Consider the following 20,209-nt stretch of genomic DNA (forward strand, 5'->3'; position numbering starts at 1 on the left):
TACAGATTTTGACTTAAAATTACATTAAAAAAACCGATTCATTAGAACCGGTTCTGATTTATTTTGTTGACTGGGTATTTTGAACGGTCACGGAATTGCTGTGACAGAACATTTACTCAAAGAAAATTTAATAACTCATTTCTATAATTTTATAAGCGTCCTGAGGCGTAAGTTTTTTATGTTCGCCTAACCCCAGCCATTTTCTTTCGGTAAATGCTTTCTCTACTTTTTCAGCGGTTCCGGCATATTCTTCTGTATATTCAGATAGTTTGGTTTTAATATCCAGACTGTGGAAAAATTCCTCCAGTTTTTCAATTCCTTTTGTAGCTTTCTCTTCTGTGGTGCCTTCGGTGATATTCCAAACTCTTTCAGCGTACTGCGCGAGTTTTCCTTTTTTATTTTCGAAATAGTAACGGTAGTGAGAAGGCGCAACAATTGCTAGAGTTCTCGCATGATCAATACCGAAGTTGGCGGTAAGTTCGTGTCCCATTGCATGCACTGCCCAGTCGGTAACGACTCCTTTCTGAATCAGACCGTTCAGCGCCATTGTACAGCACCACATGAAATTTCCTGCGGCCTCATAATCGAAATCATCGGCTAAAACTTTTGGAGCAACTTCCTGCAAAGTCTGCAGAATACTTTCCATGAATCTTTCCTGAAGGGTTGCCGAAGTAGGGAAGGTCATATACTGTTCCAGCACGTGGGTGTAAGCGTCAGCAATTCCGTTGGCAATCTGCTTTTTTGGAATGGAACGGATGACTTCCGGATCTAAGATGGAGAAAAGCGGAAAAAGACCGGGTCCGCCGGTAGACAGTTTTTCATTGGTAGCGCGACGCGAAACAACATAACCTGAATTCATTTCGGAGCCGGTTGCAGGCATTGTTAAAACGGTGGCGAACGGCATTCCTTCTCCTTCAAAAGTTCTTACCGGTTTGGTAAGGATTTCCCATTTATCCTCTCCTTCATAATTGGCAGCAGCGGAAAGAAATTTGGTGCCGTCGATGACAGATCCGCCGCCAACTGCCAGCAGGAAAGTAATGTTTTTTTCTCTGATGATTTTTAATGCTTCGAGAAGAACTTCATATTCAGGGTTAGCGGGGATTCCGCCGAATTCTTCTACCTCAAAATCTTTAAGCGCTGTTTTTACCTGTTCATAGATTCCGTTTTTCCTAATACTTCCTCCACCGTACAGCATTAAAATTTTCGCATCTTTCGGAACTTCCTTTTCCAGTTTTGCGATTTCACCTTTTCCGAAAATTATTTTAGTTGGATTTTTAAATTCAAAATTGAGCATTGTAAATATTTTTTACAAATTTACGGAATCATCAAAGGCTTATCTGTTAAAGACATGATAAAATTTATCAATGATCACCATAAAAAACTCCTCAGACAATAAAGGCTGAGGAGTAAAAAAAAACATCATTTGTGTTTATTATGATTTCATCATTTGTGTCGCGGTTTTTTTTAAATAAATGTAAAACGATTAGATTACTGAGTAACCTGAGCCGTAACGAAAATTCTGGCCATATCATTGTTAATATTTGTGCAGTTTGTTGTATTTCCGCCATAGGTGATTGAGTTGTAACCTGCTGTGACCTGCGGTAAATTCCTGCCATAAATGGATACAGTATGAGTACCGACCGGTAAGTCATTGAATACACCGGATAAATTAAACTTTCTCCAGTTGCAGACAAAGTTTTTGCCTATCGCGGTATATTTACTGGCGAGCTTCAACTGTCCGTTTACAAATACGCCGATTGCAAACTGAAACTCCTGATTCGTAGCCGTGTCATTATTGATCTGCACCATGCCTTCCGTAACAATGTAATTGGTATTTGAAGTTTTTGTAATGGTAATCGTAGAGGACGCGTTCAGGTTTGTCCAGCCGGTTGTAGGATCGTTTAAATTGAAAAGTGGCATTGTGGCTGGAAATGTATTTACAGAAGTACTTCCTGAAGAACTTCCTGAAAAATTCCCTGTCTGTTTGATAATGGCTGCACCGTCAGCAATCTGGAAATTTCGGTTCCATTGTCCTGCGGCCCAGAAATTTGTTTTCTGGGAGTTGGTATTGTTAACCAGTAATCCCTGTACAGGTGTCGGAACCGTCACTATGTCGGTGGGATTTAGCAAGGCAACCTGAGGCAGCAGCAGCCCTCTTTTGTCATCTGCAACCTGTAGTACAGCGCTATGGTCGGGCGCTGTGGCTAGAGCCGTATTCGTAGCTATTAACACCTGAGATTTTGATAATCCGGAAAGTAGCAGGGAAAATATAAGTAAGGTAAGCTTTGTTTTCATGATTAAAATACATAAGGTTGGTTAATGAAAATAGTACTGCTGATTGCTGATTCAAAGCCTGTTAATGAGTTACAGGATGAGCTGGTGTTCGGACCTCCGTAGGTCACGGTAAGCCCGGTAATATTGGGAGCTGCGATGTTTCTGATCGCAAATTTCACGGTATGATTTCCTACGGACAGGTTTTTTGCCATCCCGTAAATCATGAATTGGCGGTAGGAGCAAAGTGACTGGAAATCCAGATACATAGGTTTCACATCAATGAGTAAGTCGTCAATAAAAAAACCGATGGTGGAAGTAATGCCGCCCGTATTGTTAGCTGCTCCGTTGTTGGCCTGATACATTCCATTAATATTCATTAATGCTTCGTTTTGAGGCCGGTCAATAACGATGGTCTTTGTTAGCGCTGAAATCACCGTCCATTGGAAAGGATCTAATACTTCTCCGCTTGCATGTGCAGTATATCCCAGAAACTGATTAGGCGAATTTCTGGTGAAGCTGTAAGCGGTAGTGGATGTCGTTGAATAATATTTAACCTGATTGAGTAAATTGGACTGATTGATATCAGTGAAAAAGTAATCCCATTTGGTGCCGTCCCAGAAGTAATAGCCCTCTTTTCCCGAAATTGCATTGTTCGTATTATACACAATTAAAGATTCTTTGGGATTGGGAACGGTTACAACATCATTTCTGCTCAATAATGAAGTTTTCGGGAAACTTACCCCTTTGTTAGCTGAGCGGATATCGAGACTTGCTGAAGGATTAGGAGCTAAAGTATTGATTCCAACCTGTGCGAACAGGGTAATGCTGCTTGTAATAAGCAGAAGGAAATATAAATTTTTCATCATGTTTGTGTTTAGGGTTTTTCTGAGATCTGAACATTCATCATGGACTTGTCCATCAGAGAGCTGAGGTTGCTGCAGGCAGAATGTTTCGAGCCAAAGGTGATGCTTTGGGTGGTAACTTCAGTTACTCTTAAAGTTTCCCTTAATTCAAGCACATGATTTCCGGTACTTAAATTACTTACATTAAAGTACACATTGAAGTCATTGTATAAACACGCTTCGTTTCCATTAATCAGAAAATTCCGTACCCCTGTGAGTTTTGAATCCACAAATAATGCAACGGAATAAGACATAAATGTGTTTTCTGAGGCCAGAGAATTAACCTGAACAATTCCGCTTCCTGATACAGAAACAGCGTTTTGAGGTGAAAACAGAGAAATGGTTTGGGTAAGTCCTGGAATTAGCTGCCAATCATGGGCTGATGGCGCTTCCCCCAAATTATAAGAAACCCCGGTGATCGGAGAGTCGTCATTAATTCCGGAAGTTGAAATACTGCTCTGTGAACGTACAATCCCCAGATATTTGTAAATATTGGTAGTGTTTAGAAAAGGATTCCACTGATTATTCAACCAATAGTAAAAACCTTTTCCCGTCGTAGTATTGGTATTGTAAACGATCAGGGAATTTGCAGGACTGTTAACCGGCGCGGCATTGGTAAGGCTTGGAATGGAGACATTCGGAAGAAGAACTCCCTTATCCGAAGAAACGATTTTAAGCACTTCGGAATCATCAAACGTGGTAACATTATTGCCTATGCCGACCTGTGCCTGGCATAACGCAAAAGCTACCAGGAATCCTGGTAATAATTTAATTTTCATCATTGTGTGTTTTGTGTTAAACAAATATACCTTAAAACATAAACTTACCTATGGTTAAATCACCCATTAAAATACGGTGTTTTAACCCTCTTTTTTAGCGACCTATAAAAATCATATAGGAATTTTTTATAAAAAATTTATCCTGATAGGTATGTTAAAAATATAAGTTTACATTAGAGATTTCCGGTGAACGGAAAGCTGCTCTGCCCTTTAAAAGACTGCGATTTTTATAAAAACTCCTCAGCTGGTTTAGGACTGAGGAGGATTAATTCGGAGCATTATCTTCTTTCCAGCATTTGTGTTATGAGTCGGTTTTTGACTTTGGTGCTCCGTTGTTAAGGGTGGCAAAAATACATGCTGTTTATTTAAAAGCCAAAACAGAGCGGGGGACAAATGGGGGACAAATAGGGGACAGATGTTTTGGTGTTATTTATATGTCTTAAAATGAGATACTTAAAGATGATGCAGACTGCAGATTTAGTTTCAAAATTGCTAGAGATATTGTTTTGGTTTATTCAGAGATTAACAAAAAATACATTTAAAATATTGTTTTTAGTATATTACTTTTAGGATTAACATACTTTTCTCAGCGGTTTTTATTTGATGATCTCTTTATTTTTAGTATTTTTCACAAATTATCAGTTTAACACGAAAAATGATGTTTAATTAATTTTTTTTCAAATGAAGTGAATGAAAAAACTCTATTTTCTTTTCCTCTTTTCAGTTTCATTTCCACAGAATTTTTTTGCGCAGATTCATCTGAATGCATTAAAAAATGACGTGCATGGATGGGAAAATATAATCAGTCAGAAAACCGGCTTCAATCAGGATACCGCTGCACTGAAACGCCATCTGAAACCTCTGATCTTAAGCAAAGCGAAAGAGCATCACATTCTGTATCATGCGTTGCTTGCCAACGGTTATGCAGAGGCGTTTGACGGACTTAATAAAAAAAGTGAGTTTTACTTTACGCAGTCAGTCAATGATGCCGAAAAATCAAAAAAATTACCGCTGCAAATCTGGACTCAGATTAATTACGCGAGATATCTTTACAAATTTCGTGAGATGACCCGTGCATTGCCGCTTATTATGAATGCTGCCGCAGAAATTGAGCAAATGGAAGCCGGTAAAATTCTATTTCCAGGCAAGTCTTTTAAAACCATTGGTTATTATATGGGAACCATCGGAGACAATGAGGAAGCGATTAATTACTTAAAAAAAGCGAGGCAAACCTCAACACCAAATACCAGCGAGTATGCCGAAATATTAGATAATATCGGGCTGTATTACTATGATTTGCAGGATATCAATAATGCCCAAAACTATTTCGACCAGGCATCAGTAATGTCGGAAAAGATTGGAGACCAGATAAGGTATGCAAAAACACTTGGAAATTTAGCTTTAATTGAAGAAGCAAAAGGTAATTATGAGTCTGCCATACAACTGGTGAAAAAGGATATTGAAATTTCTGAGCAGTATAAAGCAGATCAGAATTCGATGTTTGCCAATACACTTTTAGCCAGATTTCAACTCAAAGACAATAATCTTAAAGAGGCAGAAGCGGCCATCGGTAAAGCAGAAAAAACCGCCGCTTCAAAACCTTATTTTAAAACTTCCGAACTGGAAATTTTGAAACTGAAATTAGAGATTTACAGCAAACAGAGCAGATCGGGTGAAGAACTGGAAGCAAGAAGAAGAATTACAGTGCTGGAAGATTCCCTGAAAAAAACTGACGGTGATCTTCCTTTAAGTAATGCGAATCTGATGGCGCAGAAAACCAAATACCTTCAGAACATCCGGAAAACCGAAGATGAACTCCGCCGGGAATCCTCGATGAAAAAACTGGCAGTAGGTCTCGCGGGATTTCTGATGCTTATTGCAGTCGTGGTTTATATTAAAGGTAAGCGAAAAGAGAAAAAACGGCAGGTGATGTATGATATAAAAATTGCCGATCACGAAAAGGAAAAAGCAGGATACGAAAGAAAGCTTTCAGAAGCTCATGAGACGCTTCAGGCTCAGGTAGAATATCTGAGAAATAAAAATAACCGGATTCAGCAGTTGAATACGGAAATTGAAGAAATAAAAAATTCCACGTCCTCATATATTGAAGACGAAAAAGGGAAGCTTCATGATCTTTTGCAGTCGCATCTAATGACCGAAGAGAATTGGCTTATGTTCCGCCGTGAATTTCAGAAAGAATATCCGGAATTTTACCAAACGCTGAAAACTGAGTTTCCTGAAATTACCACTGCGAATTTACGGATCATTCTCCTGCAGAAAATGGGTTTCAGCACTTCAGAAATTTCAGGACTTCTCGGCATTACTCAGGATGCTGTGAAAAAATCACGGCAGCGTCTGAAGCGGAAGCTTGGTGATAAATATGACCAGCTTTTTACAATTGTTTTCTCGGAATCTTAAAACTAAAAAAACGCTTCGGAATTTCTCCAAAGCGTTTCTTATATTGCTAATTACTAATTATTGATGCTTAGTATCTGTAATATTCAGGTTTGAACGGTCCTTCCACTTCCACACCGATATATTTAGCCTGTTCAGGTGAAAGCGTTTCCAGTTCTACTCCTAATTTTTTAAGGTGTAAAGCCGCTACTTTCTCATCAAGATGTTTAGGCAAAGTATATACTTCGTTTTTGTAAGCTGCAGCGTTGGTCCACAGTTCGATCTGAGCCAAAGTCTGGTTGCTGAATGAATTACTCATTACGAAACTCGGGTGTCCTGTTGCGCATCCAAGGTTCACCAAACGGCCTTCTGCAAGAATAATAATTTCTTTACCGTCGATATTGTAAACATCAACCTGTGGTTTTACTTCGTATTTAGTATCGCCGTAGTTTTCGTTTAACCATGCCATATCGATTTCGTTATCGAAGTGACCGATGTTACATACGATGGTCTTATCTTTCATTTTTTTGAAGTCACCGGCTTTTACAATATTGAAGTTACCTGTCGTGGTAATGATGATGTCAGCATTTTCAACCACTGAATCCAGTCTTTTTACTTCGTAACCTTCCATTGCTGCCTGAAGCGCACAGATTGGATCAACCTCAGTTACCGTAACAATAGAACCGGCACCTCTGAAAGAAGCTGCCGTACCTTTTCCTACATCTCCGTATCCGCAAACAACCACTCTTTTACCTGCTAACATGATATCTGTAGCTCTTCTGATGGCATCTACCGCAGATTCTCTACAACCGTATTTGTTATCGAATTTAGATTTGGTTACCGAATCGTTAACGTTAATTGCAGGCATTACCAAAGTACCGTTGGCCATTCTTTCGTATAAACGGTGAACACCGGTTGTTGTTTCTTCTGAAAGTCCTTTAATACCGGCTGTTAATTCAGGATATTTGTCGAAAACCAAATTGGTTAAATCGCCACCGTCATCCAGAATCAGATTCAGAGGTTTTCTGTTTTCACCGAAAAATACGGTTTGCTCGATACACCATTCGAATTCTTCTTCATTCATTCCTTTCCATGCATACACCGGAATTCCGGCAGCAGCAATAGCAGCAGCAGCGTGATCCTGAGTAGAGAAAATATTACATGAAGACCAGGTAACATCAGCTCCAAGTGCCACCAAAGTTTCAATAAGAACCGCCGTCTGAATTGTCATGTGAAGACAACCGGCAATTCTTGCTCCCTTCAAAGGTTGAGACGGCCCGTATTCTTCACGGATTGCCATTAAACCCGGCATTTCCGCTTCGGCCAGATTTATTTCTTTTCTGCCCCATTCGGCAAGGGAGATGTCCTTTACTTTGTAAGGAACGTATTGTGTTGTTGTGTCCATTTAATTGAAAAATTTTTGCAAAATTACGCAATTTTATTCTGAATGTCAAAAAGCTTTCCTGATGCTTTCCGGGCTGCCTGATGAAAGCGTTCCCTGATTTTTTTTCTGAGTAAAAAATGAAAATTTTCGGAGCGTATTTAGCTTTCCGCTTTACGGTTCCCCTTTTTTTCCTTTCATTTGCTCTTTGTATATTTGAGTTTCTCATTAAATATCTCAAAGTTTAAATCCTATGAACGAAATTATTTGCCCCAACTGTCAAAAAGCTTTTAAGATTGATGAAGCCGGTTTTGCCGATATCCTGAAACAGGTTCGCGATCATCAGTTTGAGGAAGAAATACAAAGCAGACTGCATCTTGCCGAAAAGGAAAAGGAAAGTGCAGTAAAGCTTGCTGAAGCGAATGTCCGATTTTCTTTACAGGAAGATCTTGCGAAAAAGGATCAGGAACTGGTAGAGCTGAAAGCAAAAAATGACTGTGATCTGGCGGAGCATCTGGCAAGGAAAGAAGCCGAGATCGCGAAAATGAAATCGAAAATTGAAAATGCCGAAATTGAGAAAAAACTCACCGTCACAGAAGCTTTACAGAAAATAGAAAAAGAACGGGACGAGCTGGCGTACGAGTTGAAAAATAAAGAAAATGAAAAGCAATTACTGGCAAATTCTCTGAAGGAAAAGTTTTCAGCCGAACTCAGGTCCAAAGATGAAATCATCAGATTTAAAGATGAAGAAATTGCCCTGCGAAAGGATATGAAGCTCAAACTGTCCACCAAGATGATTGGCGAAACACTGGAACAGCACTGCGAGACCGAATTCAACAAGATACGTGCTACCGCTTTTCAGAAGGCTTATTTCGAAAAAGACAACGATTCAAGATCAGGCAGCAAGGGAGATTATATTTATCGCGAAACAGACGACGAAGGGAACGAAATCATTTCCATCATGTTTGAAATGAAAAATGAAGGCGACGAAACGGCAACCAAAAAGAGAAATGAAGATTTTATAAAAGAACTGGACAAAGACCGTACAGAGAAAAAATGCGAATATGCAGTTCTCGTTACACTCCTGGAAGCGGAAAACGAGCTCTACAATGGAGGAATCGTTGATGTTTCTCACAAATACAATAAAATGTATATCATCCGGCCTCAGTTTTTCATCCCCATTATTACGCTTCTACGAAACGCTGCACTGAATTCAATGAAATTCAAAGCAGAACTTAATATGATAAAAAACCAAAATGTTGATATCACGAATTTCGAGGATAACATCAACAAATTCAAAGAAGGTTTTGCGAAAAATTATGAGTTAGCAAGCCGCAAGTTCAAAACTGCCATTGATGAGATCGACAAAACAATTGATCATCTTCAGAAGACCAAAGACGCGCTGCTGTCCTCGGAAAACAACCTTCGTTTGGCAAACAACAAAGCGGAAGATCTCACGATTAAAAAACTTACGCGTGGCAACCCTACAATGACTGCAAAATTTGAGGACCTGAAAAACGACTCCATATAAATCTATTTCAGGTTTGTCAGAATATTCCGGTGTTTAAATAATTAGTAATTTTGTCCGCAGACGACTAAAAATCTGCATTTTAAATATGCCACTTTACCGCGATTTTTCGGATGATAACGCTACCATTCTTCTTTGGAAGTATGATGAGAAGGAAGTGCTGGATCCGGAAGTTTTGCTTGAAGAAGAGAATTATGACAGAATTAAAGAATATCACCCCACCAAGCTGAAGGAGCTTCTTCTGGTGAGAAAAATTCTGAAATCGGTTCTGCCCGGCCACAAAATTCTGTATAACGAAAGGGAACCTTATCTTTTTCCGAATGATTTTGAGATTTCCATTACGCATTCATTTCCATACGCGGCTTTGGCGATTTCTAAAAATAAAGTAGGAATCGATATTGAACCTTTTAATCCGAAGATTCTTAGAATTAAGCATAAATTTCTGCATGAGGAGGAAGCCGGATTCATCGAAAAAAAGAAAGAAACCGCTTACCTCACGGTCATTTGGTCGCTGAAGGAAAGTTTATATAAAATTCACCACTCTAATTACTGGTCGCTGAAGAAACATTACGAAGTAAAACCTTTCAGTCTTGATTTTCCATTTAATATCATGTGCAGGGTTCATGATGACAATGTTTCAGACTTGTATAAAGCCCGTGTCGAATTTTTTGAAAACTATTGTTTAACGGTTGTCGACTGAGCTTCGGGCTCCAATTTTTCTGCGCCTTTCCGCTGTTCTTTGGCCACATCGTAAATGAGTTCCAGAATTTCTCTTAAGTTTTTCAGCTCAGTTAAGCGGGTAATTCTGTTCGGATCGCGGCGGTTGGAAATTTCATTTTCAGTAATTTCTCTTTTCCTTTTCTCTAACAGTTTCCCAATGGAATCTTCCGGTTTTAAATTGCTTTCTTCTACAATATTCCGGTTAAATTTTTTCTGTTCCAAAATTAAACTGGTTCTCAGTAACTCGGCTGATATTTTACGGTTCCAGCTGTCGAAATCAATTTCCGGATAGTCTTTTGCGGATTTGGAGTACTGAGAAAATGACGCAATATAAGCCGTAATCAGGTGACCGGTATTCACGAACTGCTGTACGAGTTCCATTTTTTTCTGTTGATTTTTCGGATCCGAAATCATCCGCTGGAAATTATCGGAAAGGTTGGCCAAATTAATGATCGCATCTTTTCTTTTAAGCTTATAATCCTGAATACCGATGCTTTGGTCTTTAAAAAAATCCATAGCAGCTTTGAAATATCTCAGGTTACTTTTTGACGATTTCTTCATGAAATCCACATTATGGGTATGTTCCCAAACGGGCAGAACAAAGTAGGAAACCGCAAATGCTACGGCGCCGCCAATGGCTGTATCTAAAATACGGTCGACAAAAATCATGTTGACGTTGCCGGGATTCAGGAAATTAAAGGTTAAGAAAATATAAATCGTCATAAAAAATACCGCCCAGAAATAGTTTGCCTTCAGAAAGGTGAAACAGAGAATCATGCTCATCAGAAGCATCGCGAAAAGAACAGTATTACTCGCTACCAGGTAAAGTATGCCGTAAGCCAGAATTGCGCCGGCAATGGTGCCGAACAGCCGCAGGAGGTTTCGGTGTTTGGTGGTAGAGTAGGCGGGTTTCAGAATAGCGAGAACCGTTATCAATATCCAGTACGAGTGTCCGATTCCCAGGAAATTGAATTTCGAGATCAGATAACCGATAAGCAAAGCCAGGGTAATCCGGATGGAATGCCGGAAATGACTTGATTTCAGAGAGATGTTGTTCAGTAATACATTGATGTTCAGTTTCTCATCGTTGGTAACGAACTTGTCAAAATCCAAACCTGTGGAAAGACTTTTTGCGAGTTTCAGATCCTGAGTGAAGACTTTGTAGATGGTCTTTACTTCATCGGTAATATCGGCAACTCTTACCAGAATCAGCCTCATAATCATGAAGTTTTCCAGCGTGTCCGGATTCAGTTTTTGGTTGCGAAGATCGAAATATTCCTCAAAAAGCATGTCGAGTTCATCATCGATATTTCTTAAAGATTTAGCTTTCGTTCCGCTTTGCAGCCCAATGCCAATATTGCTGAGTTCCTCTGCAAGTTTGGCTAAATAATCGCTCACCGACTGCAGGAAACCCGTATCCCCAAAGCTTTCCTGAATTTTCATGTAATCGCTTTCCGAAGTCATGAGTTTTTCGTGAAGATCAAGCGAGTTCAGAAACATCAGCATCAGCAGACGGCTCGTAGTTGTGGATTCATTGACGATTTTTCTCGTTTTGAAAACCGTTTCCCGGGTGTCTTCCTGTAAATTTTTTATTTTTACCTGCTGGGCAATAACTTCTGAGTATAGAGCCTGAAAATCCGGTTCATTAAGGTAGAATTTGGATTTGATTTTAAGATATTCCGCAAGCTCCAGATAGTTTTCACCGATCATCTGTCCGGCCAGTTTATAAGGCTGAATCTTTGACACAACGAGGAAAACAAGCAGGTAACACACAGAGCCACCCAAAAAAATAAGGGAATTTTTAACGAGATTTCCGCCGCTGAGGTGGCCGTCGATGAAAATGGCCATCACGACCAGGGAAAGCGAACCTACTGCCGCAAGCCTTTGTCCATAAACGCCAATCATGGAGAAAAATATCCCGAAAAAAATAATTTCAAAAAATATGACGGGCGGAAAATCTTTTAAAAACGTCGCAACAACCGAGACGGTAAAAAAGCAGATGATTGCCAAAATAAGCGAATTGCGACGGCGGGTAAAAGGGCCGGGCTGATCGGTAAGTCCCACAAAACTGGTTGCCAGAGGAAAAAGAAAATATTCTTTCAGCAGACCGAAATGTGCCAAAATAATGCTGGGAACTACAATTGCCAAGGTAATACGAACTGCCGAGAAAATGTATTGGCTGGTGGTGAATTTTTTAAATTGTGCGGCATAGTTCATGTCACAAATTTAAGGGTTTATTCTAAGATTAAAGCCCCAATTTCTTGAGGCTTTAATGAATTTTTATTAAATAATTTAATAATTCTGTCTAAGCGATTTGTGATCAGTAGTGCTTAATAGTTAAAGTTCAACAGCAGGATTATTTTTTAATGATTTTATGGGATTGCTGTGTTCCGTCTGCAAAAATAAAATTTGCAATATAATTTCCCGATTTTAATTTTGAAACATCTATTGAAACTGATGGCTTATTAACAGATTTCACCATTTTACCACTGATATCTGTAATCACTATTTTTACCACATTTTTAGAATCCGTAAGATGAATAAAATCCTGAACCGGATTAGGATAAACAGAGATCTGATTTTTAGAAGCGCTGTTTACAGCCAGTGTCGGTGCAGATTGGGAAATTGCCAGTTCATCTACCACAATGTAAAAATCTCCGCTTACATAAGTCCCGGTAATTTTTAATTTAAAATTTTTGCCTGCAGGAACGATGTCCTGTTCTATGCTTTTTGTATACGTTTGGCAAAACTGCTCATTAGTTTTAAGATCGAAAGTTTCCAGCAGCTGATAAACGCCGTTATCTACTGAATATTCTACTTTAAGAATACCGTCTACCGTTGCAGTTGTCCCAAGGCGAGGATGTTTGTATTTGAAGGTAATATTAAGTTTTCCGCCGTTAGAGCTGTTTGAGGTATAAATAATTGTGTTCTTAGTATTAGAGCTTGCACTCCAGAAGTTTTTGGACAATGCTTTCCCAGTGCAGCCAGAAGGGGTGCCGGAACTGAAAAAACCATCAACAGTGAAACCTTTAGTAATATCTGGCGTGCTTTCAAAAGATTCGGTAACAGAAATTTGTGCAGATGCAAAACTTAAGCCTGCCAATGCTAAAGAACATAGAATTTTCTTCATAATCATATAATTTAATATTAAAGGGCTGCAAGATTAAGGATTTTATCCTGTTTATAAAAATTTTTTGAATATTAAATACTGAAATACCGTTTAAAATACGGGATTCTATGGCTTTTTCTCTTTTAAGTGATTTCCATGAATATAAGTTTATTGAAGAAGCGGATTTCTTCCGTAAAGCATATTCAAATACATTCAATAAAAAAGCCTCAATTTCTTGAGGCTTTGAGTATTTATAATTAAATATTCTTAATAATCTGAGTTCGAAGATTCTTCCCCGATATTCCAGGTAAGACCGAATCTTAGTGTATTGTCCAATGCTGAATTTACTTTGGATGTGTTGATCAGGTAAGACATATCCAGACCGAAAGACTGGTATTTTAAACCAACACCAACCGTGGCATACTGTCTTGCTCCCTGTTGCTCGCTTTCATGGAAATAACCGCCTCTTAAAGCGAATGCGTTATCATATTCATATTCTACAGCGCCGCTGAACATAATGCTTTGAGGGTTGCTGAAAGATTTTCCGATGCCTGCGATAACGCCTACATTCGGTACGTTGCCGGTTTTATCGGGTCCCGGAACCAAAAGTTTTGAAGCTTCAAAATTAACTCCAACCCGGTTTAAATCATCTACGAAAAGATCGTAACCTGCACCCAATCTTGCCATGGTAGGAAGATAAGATCTTGATTCGTCATCGCCGGTATAATCTAATCTCGGTCCTAAGTTCTGAATTGCGAAACCTGCTTTTGCGCGTCCTTCGAAATCATTGATGCTTGCGTGTTTTTCAGACTGAAAATAGCCGGAAACATCTACTGCAAAAGAATTTGCTGGTTTCAAAGTATTATCGGAGTTAAAGCCTCCCGACAGATCGGAGCGGATAAATCTACCGGTAACCGCCATTGAATAAGTGTCTGTAAGTTTTAGTCCATAAGCCAAATCGATGGAAAATTCGTTAGGTTTTGCAGTACCCTCCTGAACAACCTCTGTCCCTACCAATTTTGTAAGATCTACAGCTCCCATATTGAAATAGTAAACACTGGCAGAAATAGTAGCTCTTTCTTCCTCACCTAAAAACTGATGATAAGCACCATAAAGTAAAAATACGTCATTGGTTAACTTGCTCATATAAGGAGTATAATTAACACCAATTGCAGAAGTAGTTTTGCTGAAAGGATATTTAGCCGCGTTCCAGAACTGGGAAAAAGCATCAGTTGTGGTTGCTACACCCTGATCTCCCATTCCGCCGGCTCTTGCATCAGGGGAAATTCTCAGAAACGGAGCACCGGTAAGGACGATCTGCGAATAAGCCGCCACACTCATTCCTAGTCCTAATCCTAAAAATAGTTTTTTAGTCAATTTCATAAAGTCGTTATTTATCGTTTATATTTTTATTTTAAAATGACCATTTTTTCTACTGCTGTTGCGCTTCCCTTGCATTTATCCTGATTCTGGCTTTTTGCAAAAATCTTAAAAATGTAAGTTCCCTTTCCTACCGCATCGCCGAAATCATCCTTACCGTCCCATTCAATTGCGGTTCTCGGGGTTCGGAAACCCTGGAAAAACGGTTCTGCTGTTACCGTTGTACTTATCGTTTTAACCAGTTTACCTGTAATCGTATAAATCTGAACATTCACATCCAAAGCACTGTCGCAGTTGTGTTCAAACTGAACGTACGTCTTGCTGGTAAAAGGATTGGGCCAGTTTAACAGTTTGTTAACAATTAAATTTTGGTTGGTTTCATCCTTAACTACAAAGTTTAACGTCTCTGTGGTCGAATTATTGTTGATGTCCCAAACTTTAAAGGTTAACTGATGAGGTCCCGGCGCTAAATTACGGAAAGGATAATTAACATTTCCTTTTTGGTAATCTGACAAAGAGGCGTTCAAACAGCCGTTTCCGTCACCGGAAAAGTAGAAGTCATTTAGAACAACCGTATTGATGATTTTTCCGTCCAGAATGACCGTGATATCGTGACCAATCCCTGAACCGGTGGAATTAATTCCTTTGTCATCGGTGACACAGGCAAGAAGCAGTGGGTTCTGATCTGTAATTCCGCCGTCAGCGAAATTCGTATTGTTCATGTAAAGTTTTACTTTCGGTGCCTGATTATCGTTGATTCCATCCGGGTTGATTCCCCCGATTTTCTGAACCTGATTATTAAATACATCAAAAACTTTATTGTCCGCGTAAGCTAAAATACGTCCGTTTCCAATTTCATAGTTGATGTCTTTCGGTACATAAAATTCAACAGTGAAAACGCCGTTTACCGCCTGACCTGAAGATTTTACAATAGCGCCGTTTTCTTCGGTGTAGGAAAGAACCGGTGACATTTTAGGTAAACCGTCATTGTTAAGCGTCTTTTTGTTGAGGCGTTTATCAAAAATGTTAATGGCGACTCTTCCGTTGAAGGTATTGTCTAAAGTCCCGTCGGCTTTATTGATATGTCCTTTTACTTTGACAAAATCGAGTGCGCGTAGCTGTCCAGGTACCGGCGATTCAATTTCATCGATATTTAAAAGTCTTTTTGGACGGCTTAGTTTGGTGGCAGGATCTCCAAGTAAATTTACCTTGAGGTGATCACTATGTATGCCCTTTTCAATTTTTGCTTTCAGAAAAGCATCGCCCAGATTAACGAAATCATCATTGACCAATTCAAATAAATGCCTGGTAAAAATTGTCGTGAATTCCTCACCATAACCTACACCGATCGCACGGCTGGAAGTAAGCATCATCGAAGCCCCGCCCTGTTTGGATTTAAGAACCTGTTCACCGGCAGAGAAAGTAGCGGGATCGTCCCAGAGCGTAAATTCGCAGGTAATTGTAGAAACCAGCGGGAATCGGGAATACACATTATTATAATTATTGAAATTCTGAATTTCATCGATTGTTAAAACCCGTTCCTGAGCCCAGCCGTTGATCCCTCCATGTCCGAAGTAAAATAAATAAAGGCTGTTTCCTACATCATTTGATATCGCCTGATTGACCTGAGGGTATCTTTGTCCCCCGGCGGAAGTTTGCGCAGTGAAAGCATCAAGATATAATTTACGCACATTATATTCTTTTCTTAAATTCCCCGCTTCGAAGACATTCACCAATGACGCATTCATGGTATTATGGAAAGGAAACTGATTGTCGGCATCATCATCCACTACAAAATCGAGTTTCATCCGCCATTCGCCAAATGGAGTAGACTGGCCGGGAAGTCCGTTGTTGTAAGCAAGGGTTTTGTCAATTAAAAGTTTAGCTTCGGAAACGTTTCCAGCCGGTAATCTTCCGATAGGGAAATCAGGTAGAGTTGAAGATAAAAGGACTGCTCCGAGACTTTGAGGCGAGGTCATTGCATAATAGTCATCGGTCACAAATGAATTGGCATAATCACCACTTTCCTCACTTTCGTATGAAGGAACAATATCTGCGCCCGGATGATTTTTTCCTTTATAATCGTAAGATGCATCACCAAGGATAAACGCATATTTTAGCTTTCCTGAAGGAGTGTTCAGCTTGGTCGCAAAATCTCTTATTGCCGTAATATCTTTACCGCCGCTGCTGAATTCATTATAAATCTTATTCACATCCACTACCGCAACATTATATTTGTTTTGGTAAAAATTGGCAAGTCTCTGTGCATGGCCCATCATTTCCGGAGTGGTGATCATCAGGTAATCAATATTCTGTAATCCTGATAAATCCTGATTTTCAATTTTTCCCACAAAAGAAGGTGCAAAAGCATCAGCGCTTTTAAATGCAACAAATTCGTTAATATAAGTGTTGCTGTTTGCGACATAACCAAAAGAAAAACTGGAGTTGCTGCCTGATTTATTTACTTTTTTAGATACATTGGTAATATCTGATACCTGCCATACCTGTTCAATGGCTGAAGCATCAGAAATGCTGAATGTATAAAGGTTTCCGCTTCCTTCCACGATATTGTAACTGCGGAAATTCATCTGTGAATTATTGAATTTTAAATCTTCTTTATACTGTACTTCGGCATAGTCAAAGTAAAATTTACCGTTCGGGTTTGCGGCAGTGTTTGGTGCGTAATTAAAAGTCAGCTGGCTCCCCTGTACATTAGTGACTGTTCCGCTGTAAGTGACCGGAAAATATTCTTTTTTTTCACCGGCAGATATCGTTGACGTTGAAGGAGTTAAGCCGTTGATGTTGGTGGTGATCTGATTACCTGAAGACTGATATCCGATCACCCGAGTCCTGTAGGTGATCACATCTGCTGCCTGAATCGGGGATTTTGTATTGAAAGTAACGGCTTTGTTAGCAGTAATAGCATCACCGGTCCAGATTCTTCCGATTTTCATTAAATTGAATTTCTCCTCATTGATGTATTGGTAATCATCATATCGGGAAATTACGTCAGCATTCACCGCCTGGTCAGTTTCCTGCACTCTTTTGCCCGGACCCAAATCAAAATTGATAAAATAATAGGCAAAATCTTCATAGAGGTTGATGAAATTTCCGGGCTTATCAGTTCTTGTTTCTATTCTTCTGTTGAGAGTCCCGTTAGGAGTATCGTAATTTTTATAAACATTGTATCCGTTCGGCCCCTGCGCATAGAAAAGTGCATAATCATCTTCATTCCAGATACCGTCATCTTCTCCCGCCACCTGTATCGCGTCTTCCTGCAGTGCAGAATATCTGGTGTCCTGATTGTGTTCCGGCAACATCAGGCCGCCATTTCCGTAGATTCTGAAATTTTTAGGGTTGATATTCGACGGATTGATTCCATTATCACGGAGGAATTTGGTTGTAATTTTAAAAATACCGGATTTATCAACTTTAATTTTATAAAAATTTCCTGTTTTTAGAGGATTATCCGTAGTTCCTATTTTTCCCGTAAAAGAGGTTGAAGTCTCTAAAGCCTTGCTGCCGACAACAATGCTGAAAGCAGTAAGCCTGTAGATTCCGTCTTTTTCAGATTTTAGCGCAGAAACTTTTATGTTAGAAGTAGTTTCCCTGGTATAAGGGTTGGTGTAATTGCTTATTTCAGTTCTTTCCTTGGTGGGAATGTTGTATAAACTAAGATCAAACAGTTCTTTTTGAGACATTTTTTCCCAAACCATATTGCTAACAGTTTGATTGCTTCCCGTAAATTTGAGTGACGAGCGGAAGTAAACAGAACCTTCTTCATAGGCAAAGCCCTCATTTTTAAAAAACGGAACGGTTACCTGATAAGTTCCATAGTCAATTGTTTTGCTGCCTTCCCATTGAATCTTAGTGGTTTGAGCCGTCGCTAAAGAAATAAAAAAGTTAAATAATAACAGGGTTAAAATGCTTTTCATCTGTGTGTAAATTTCAAGAATACAAATTAAACAAAAAATAATAGATATTATATGAACAATAAAATTAATTTGTTAACGTTTTCAAAAAAAAATCAATTTATAATTTGATTTATTAAAGAATTTATTTTTTCTTTGTATTCTGAAAATATCTATATCAACTATGAATAAACTTAAGTTGTTTACATTGTTAGCGTTTAGTTCTACTCTTATTCTTACGAGTTGCGGCGGCGGCGGTAACGGTAAGAAAGGTGGTGGTACTAAGCGTTTTACAAGTAAAACCGGATGGAAGCCCAATGATCAAAAAGGGTGGTTCTTCACCGGAAAACAACAGAAACAGAAAGGATGGCCAGGGATGGTATATGTTGAAGGCGGAACTTTTACCATGGGATTGGTGAAGGATGATGTAATGCATGACTGGAACAATTCCCCAAGAAGAATGCAGGTAAGTGCGTTTTTCCTAGGCGAAACCGAAATTACCAATTACGAATACAGAGAGTATGTGACCTGGCTGAAATTTGTTTTCCCGCCGTCAGATCCAAGTTTTAAAGAAATTTATAAAGGAGCGCTTCCTGATACCTTAGTTTGGAACAACGAGCTTTCAAGAAACGATTTTGCTGAAACTTATTTCCGCAGACCTGAATATGATTATTATCCTGTTGTAGGCGTTTCATGGCTTCAGGCTTCGAGATATTGTGATTGGTTAACTGACAGAGCGAATGAAAAAGCATTGATGGCACAGGGAATTATTTCAAAAGATTTCTATACCAACGATTCAAATAATCAGGGTCCCAATTCATTTAACCTGGATAAATTCAAAGCTAACGATCCTGAAATGGAAGCTTATGTTAACAAACAGAGGCTTCAGCAGAAATCAGGAATCAAAACCAGTAACCAAAGAATTCTTTCGGCAAACAGAAATGCGACAGCAGGCGTAGTTGAAAAATTCCGTCTTCCTACGGAAGTGGAATGGGAATTTGCTGCTTTAGGAATGCAGAAAGACAGAGAGTACAATCTGTATCTTAATAAAAAACCTGAAATCGAACAGCTGAAAGGTAAAAAAGGTAAAAACCGCGGTATGTATCTTGAAAACTTTAAACAAGGTCGAGGTGATTATTCCGGTGTTGCAGGATGGAAAAATGACGGTTCACCGACAACAGCTGACGTAAAACAATATCCTTCCAATAATTTAGGAATCTTCGGAATGTTCGGTAACGTTGCAGAATGGACTGCGGATGTTTACAGACCGATAATTGACGAAGAAGCCAGCGATTTCAATTACTACAGAGGAAACGTAAATCAGGAGGTAGTAAAAAATGCAGACGGAACGTTTAAAAAGATTGAAGCTGCAAAATATGATACGCTTGCTGACGGAAGATTAGTATACAAAGGTCTTCCTGGTCAATATGAAAGAGAAGTGGTTGCCGATAACAGAAACTTCAGAGACGGGGACTTCCAATCTTCACTTGATGCCGGTTATGGAAGAGCAGAGGACAGCACTACTTCTGGGTATAACATGTACAATTCGAAAGCCAAAAGATTTATTGTAGATGGCCGTGGCCGTGTAGTATTGCAGAAAGATCCTGTTGCAAGAACTACCAGAGTTTCCAATGAAGTAAGAGTAATTAAAGGAGGCTCGTGGTTAGACGGAGCTTACTGGCTGGATCCGGGTCAGAGAAGATTCCGTGATGAAGCCAAATCTTACGGTTGGGTTGGTTTCCGTGTTGCACAGGATGCGAAATCCAGCGGAAAAGGCAGAACTAAAAGATAATTAGTAATAAAATATTTTCAAAATCCTTCTGTAATTGCA

General features: G+C 39.3%; 13 protein-coding genes. 4 read left to right on the forward strand and 9 right to left on the reverse strand.

All coding sequences use genetic code 11. The features are described 5' to 3' along the window. Positions 1-127: 127 nt before the first annotated feature. From KSK37_RS07850 to KSK37_RS07865, 4 genes are all read right to left on the reverse strand, one after another. Positions 128-1,294 carry an iron-containing alcohol dehydrogenase gene (locus tag KSK37_RS07850; RefSeq protein ID WP_217200626.1) on the reverse strand — a complete coding sequence of 389 codons (1,167 nt, stop codon included), beginning with the start codon at positions 1,292-1,294 and terminating at the stop codon, positions 128-130. Between the two features lie 194 nt (positions 1,295-1,488). Next, entirely contained in the window at positions 1,489-2,295 is an 807-nt protein-coding gene (locus KSK37_RS07855) for a hypothetical protein (RefSeq protein WP_217200629.1), read from the reverse strand. A 2-nt stretch (positions 2,296-2,297) separates the two neighbouring features. Next, positions 2,298-3,140 carry a hypothetical protein gene (locus KSK37_RS07860; protein ID WP_217200631.1) on the reverse strand — a complete coding sequence of 281 codons (843 nt, stop codon included), beginning with the start codon at positions 3,138-3,140 and terminating at the stop codon, positions 2,298-2,300. A gap of 8 nt (positions 3,141-3,148) precedes the next feature. Next, a complete protein-coding gene (locus KSK37_RS07865) occupies positions 3,149-3,958 on the reverse strand; it encodes a hypothetical protein (protein ID WP_217200633.1) in 810 nt (269 codons plus the stop codon). 687 nt (positions 3,959-4,645) lie between these two features. On the opposite strand from KSK37_RS07865, the gene KSK37_RS07870 reads away from it, so the two are divergent. Continuing rightward, entirely contained in the window at positions 4,646-6,373 is a 1,728-nt protein-coding gene (locus KSK37_RS07870; RefSeq protein WP_217200635.1) for a tetratricopeptide repeat protein, read from the forward strand. A 67-nt stretch (positions 6,374-6,440) separates the two neighbouring features. Here the strand turns inward: KSK37_RS07870 and ahcY are convergent, their stop codons facing one another. Then, positions 6,441-7,754, reverse strand: a complete 1,314-nt coding sequence (ahcY, locus tag KSK37_RS07875) for an adenosylhomocysteinase (RefSeq protein ID WP_217200637.1) — start codon at positions 7,752-7,754, stop codon at positions 6,441-6,443. A gap of 229 nt (positions 7,755-7,983) precedes the next feature. On the opposite strand from ahcY, the gene KSK37_RS07880 reads away from it, so the two are divergent. Both KSK37_RS07880 and KSK37_RS07885 read left to right on the forward strand, forming a co-directional pair. After that, entirely contained in the window at positions 7,984-9,261 is a 1,278-nt protein-coding gene (locus tag KSK37_RS07880) for a DUF2130 domain-containing protein (RefSeq protein ID WP_217200639.1), read from the forward strand. An 85-nt stretch (positions 9,262-9,346) separates the two neighbouring features. Then, complete coding sequence (locus KSK37_RS07885; protein WP_217200640.1) at positions 9,347-9,958, forward strand: 4'-phosphopantetheinyl transferase family protein; 612 nt, start codon at positions 9,347-9,349, stop codon at positions 9,956-9,958. Here KSK37_RS07885 and KSK37_RS07890 read toward each other — a convergent pair. From KSK37_RS07890 to porU, 4 genes are all read right to left on the reverse strand, one after another. Continuing rightward, positions 9,934-12,195, reverse strand: a complete 2,262-nt coding sequence (locus KSK37_RS07890; protein WP_217200642.1) for an FUSC family protein — start codon at positions 12,193-12,195, stop codon at positions 9,934-9,936. The two genes, KSK37_RS07885 and KSK37_RS07890, sit on opposite strands and share 25 nt — an antisense overlap. Before the next feature lie 139 nt (positions 12,196-12,334). Then, positions 12,335-13,108 carry a T9SS type A sorting domain-containing protein gene (locus KSK37_RS07895; protein WP_217200644.1) on the reverse strand — a complete coding sequence of 258 codons (774 nt, stop codon included), beginning with the start codon at positions 13,106-13,108 and terminating at the stop codon, positions 12,335-12,337. Between the two features lie 246 nt (positions 13,109-13,354). Then, positions 13,355-14,470, reverse strand: a complete 1,116-nt coding sequence (gene porV, locus KSK37_RS07900) for a type IX secretion system outer membrane channel protein PorV (protein WP_088359865.1) — start codon at positions 14,468-14,470, stop codon at positions 13,355-13,357. Between the two features lie 26 nt (positions 14,471-14,496). Then, positions 14,497-18,402: a type IX secretion system sortase PorU gene (gene porU, locus KSK37_RS07905; RefSeq protein ID WP_217200646.1), complete on the reverse strand. Its 3,906-nt coding sequence runs from the start codon at positions 18,400-18,402 to the stop codon at positions 14,497-14,499. Positions 18,403-18,562: 160 nt separating this feature from the next. On the opposite strand from porU, the gene gldJ reads away from it, so the two are divergent. Further along, positions 18,563-20,170: a gliding motility lipoprotein GldJ gene (gene gldJ / locus KSK37_RS07910; RefSeq protein WP_088359867.1), complete on the forward strand. Its 1,608-nt coding sequence runs from the start codon at positions 18,563-18,565 to the stop codon at positions 20,168-20,170. The last annotated feature ends 39 nt before the right edge of the window (positions 20,171-20,209 follow it).

The sequence above is a fragment of the Kaistella soli genome, assembly GCF_019038595.1.
Classification (GTDB): domain Bacteria; phylum Bacteroidota; class Bacteroidia; order Flavobacteriales; family Weeksellaceae; genus Kaistella; species Kaistella soli.